Here is a 3,352-nt window from a genome sequence, read left to right as displayed (position 1 = left end):
AGAATAGTCAAATTAATTTTCATTCCGCACTTGGCTATAAATTACTAAATTTTCCTAATGAATGGCAAAATTGTATAGAAGAAGCAAATAATGAATTTCTCAAATTCTCAAAAGATTTTTTAGTGAATAGATAATAATATACATTTGAAAATGTGAACTATGGTGTTATAGCTACGAAACTATGTGACCAACGGGTCAAGGCTTGAATTTTGATTGTTGAATACAAAATTCAAGTTCTGACCCTTACCCCATTTGCATTACAAACATAAAATGAAGCGAGAGATGCTGAATGTCGGCCACAGATATGGAAAATATTACATCCTGGTTCATAGATAATCAGCAACCTGATGGCGCTATTTCAGTTCGAACTCACATTCTAGATGATAGCAAACACGCACATATTGTGCGATTTTTATCCAAATCAATACCTTATTGTTATATTTCCAAAAAGGATTTGGAAGCGAGAGTTAATGAAACAGGATTGTCAGCATCTGAAATATTGAAGAATAAATTGCCTGATCCAGGCAGCGTAATGGCCGGAGACTTTGGTGAGATACTAACATTATTTTATCTGGGCAGTGAGAGAAATGAGGCAATCGAAAAACTAATGAAATGGCAATATAAGCAAGATAGAACAAAAGCTGCGCCACATTCTGATGTAGTTATATTGCATAGAGAGTTTAAAGACCGAGCTTCAAAAAACGATTTCGTTATTTGTGCCGAGGCAAAAGTGAAATCTACTCAGTCAAAGTTCTCCCCTATTGAAAAAAGTATTGAGGGATACTGTTCGGATAAAACTGGAAGATTAGCAAGAACACTGGTTTGGCTGAAAGAAAAAGCTATCGATGAAGAAAGTCCAGAGTCAATTGCTTATATAAAACGCTTTACAGACGACCTTCTCGACATAGAGTTCAAGAAAAATTATAGAGCGGTTGCAGTAATTGACCGCAATTTTCTAGATCAAGAACTTCAAAAATCTCTAGCACTACCAGAGCAAAATGAGGAGTTTGAAGTTATTGTAATTGGTATACCTAATCTTAAACAGTTGTATGAACAAATCTTCTTTAGAGCAGTAAGCGAGGTGAGCTTTGATTAGCCAACTACGCAACATGATGGCAGAGATTGAATCATGGGAAAGCGCAGCCGAATTCGGCATTTCCCAAGATTTATGGGCAGAATATCAAGTGAGGCTACGCAGTGATGATCTATATATAGCTGTTTTGTCTACAGTATTTGATGTTCTTAGAACAAAGGATTCCGATGATAGAAAACGCAATCTTTCGGAGTTGGCTAAAACTCTGTTGATATATTCCCGTAGCGCTGCGTCAAAATATCTTACTGGAATTGATAAGTCGATAAATCTGCTATATTGTGCTGCCACTTTTTATTTAGCTGGCTTCCCCGCCACTGCAACATTTGTTGTAAAGCAAATAAGTTGCAGATTTGTATCTATAGAGGAAAGATTTTTATACGGCTTATTAAACCGAAAGTTTAATAATTCTAATGAATTAGAAAACAAGTTTAGTATTTGGTTAGGTACTTCTAATGTTGCTCAGTTTAATAATATAAAATTACACTTTATTTCAAAACAGCACCAAGGCCTAATTGATGATCCGAGATTATTTATTGCGTCAAAATTAACAGTAGATTGCCTCACTCGGTTTCAAGAATTTAATATATGGGACAATCTTAGAGAAAACGCCGCAAATTTCAACCAAGACATATGGAAGGTTTTTCTTATTAACTCAGATGCATTCCCACTTTGGGAACTTTTTCCTTCTCAGATGACAGCGATAAAAAGCGGTATATTAGATGATGAAGACAAAGTTTATAGCCTGCAAATGCCTACCTCTGCAGGCAAAACTTCTCTATGCGAAATTCTAATCTATCATGAAGTTAAAAGTAGAGGGAAAAAGTTCTTTTTCTAGTTCCGTTTCGTGCTCTTGCTTCAGAGATAAAAGAAGGTGTTTCAAGACGCCTTGAAAGCGCAGGGGTTACTGTAATAGCAAGCCATGGTGGCAATATCCCCATGCGCTCAGAAAAGGTGACTGCAGAATCTGCCGATGTGCTAATTATCACACCTGAAAAATTTATGGCACTAGCTCAAAATCATTCTGGGTTAGAAAATATATTTGGCACGATTATTTGTGATGAAGGTCACTTAATAGATGATACCAGCCGAGGATTACAATACGAGTTACTTCTAACAAAATTAAAAGGCTCGGACGAAAGGACAAAAAATTATTTTCATTTCGGCAATTTTGCCAAACGTAGACAACATACATCAATGGCTTGGGGGAACACCGGAACATCTATCCAAATCTGATTACAAGCCGGTTGAGATAGATTTCGCATTTATGGTTTCACAGGGGACGGATTCTTGGCAACTAGACTTCAATACCATCTACGAACGTCCGCGCAGCTATTTTCTTCGTAGTTTCCTTGTCAAAGCGGATCTTCAATATGTTAACCGTGTTACAAATCGTAGAAACATAACTAAGGAACGCGACTCCTATACCACACTGGCTTGCGCGGCTGCCTTAAAAGCAAGAAGAAATGGGGCAGTAGCATTATTTACTACTCAGAAAAACCATGTAGTGAGCCTAGCCAATAAATTGATCGAATTGTGTTTAAATAACACTCCTGTTGCACAGTACTCTCCAAGTGTAGCACGGGAATTGCCTGATTTAGTTGAGTATATAGCATTCCAATTTGGCATAACCTATTCTCTCTCACAGCTCTTGAAATACGGAATCGGGTTTCATCATGGAGACCTACCCCAAGAAATCCGTAGAGAAATGGAAAACGCCATTCAGAATAGAGCAGTGGATATACTTATCTGTACGAGTACGCTTGCAGAGGGCGTCAATTTACCCATCAGAACTCTGGTGGTTCATACGATAAAACGCTACGATGGAAAAAGCCTACGCTCTATTGAAAAAGAAGCATTAAGAATATTGTAGGGCGTGTCGGGAGAGCCGGCAAAGAAACCAGAGGGCGCATAATTTTTGCGAACAACAACGAACGCACCGAGGCTGAAAACGTATTTAGAGATATTCATATGGAGCCAGCTTATGGTGCTCTATACAGACTCATAGAATCTTTAAACAAGGTTGTAACAGAGAGGCAAATTCAGTTAAGTAATGAAATCTTTGAAGCTCAGAATACCAACTTCCTATCTATATTAGATAAAATAGATAGTGCGCTCATTAATTTAATACCATATGAAGTAGTTTCAGAAGAAATTGAAAGATATGTTGAAAAACTTCTTGAAGGCACGCTGGCTTATAATTATTGCGACACAGAGATACTAAAAAGTCGCATAAAAGAGTTGTTCGTACTCCGAGTACGG

At 37.6% G+C, this 3,352-nt stretch carries 5 protein-coding genes; all 5 read left to right on the top strand.

Going from position 1 to position 3,352, the window contains the following annotated elements; genetic code table 11:
• The first annotated feature begins 289 nt into the window (after window positions 1-289).
• Entirely contained in the window at window positions 290-1,096 is an 807-nt protein-coding gene (locus BN58_RS02720) for a Hachiman antiphage defense system protein HamA (RefSeq protein WP_019215542.1), read from the top strand.
• A 13-nt stretch (window positions 1,097-1,109) separates the two neighbouring features.
• Window positions 1,110-1,928, top strand: a complete 819-nt coding sequence (locus BN58_RS02715; RefSeq protein ID WP_156812326.1) for a hypothetical protein — start codon at window positions 1,110-1,112, stop codon at window positions 1,926-1,928.
• Window positions 1,929-1,954: 26 nt separating this feature from the next.
• Window positions 1,955-2,326 (top strand): DEAD/DEAH box helicase, encoded by a 372-nt coding sequence (locus tag BN58_RS02710; protein ID WP_083852085.1) that lies wholly within the window; start codon window positions 1,955-1,957, stop codon window positions 2,324-2,326.
• Complete coding sequence (locus BN58_RS02705; RefSeq protein WP_232220280.1) at window positions 2,262-2,963, top strand: helicase-related protein; 702 nt, start codon at window positions 2,262-2,264, stop codon at window positions 2,961-2,963. Before BN58_RS02710 ends, BN58_RS02705 begins: the two co-directional genes overlap by 65 nt.
• Before the next feature lie 98 nt (window positions 2,964-3,061).
• A partial coding sequence (locus BN58_RS21495; protein ID WP_040916066.1) for a hypothetical protein occupies window positions 3,062-3,352 on the top strand: 291 nt, incomplete at its 3' end.

It is taken from the genome of Legionella tunisiensis (assembly GCF_000308315.1).
Classification (GTDB): Bacteria; Pseudomonadota; Gammaproteobacteria; order Legionellales; family Legionellaceae; genus Tatlockia; species Tatlockia tunisiensis.
Note: the sequence above shows the minus strand (reverse complement) of the source record. Positions and strands in the feature narration are given on the sequence as shown.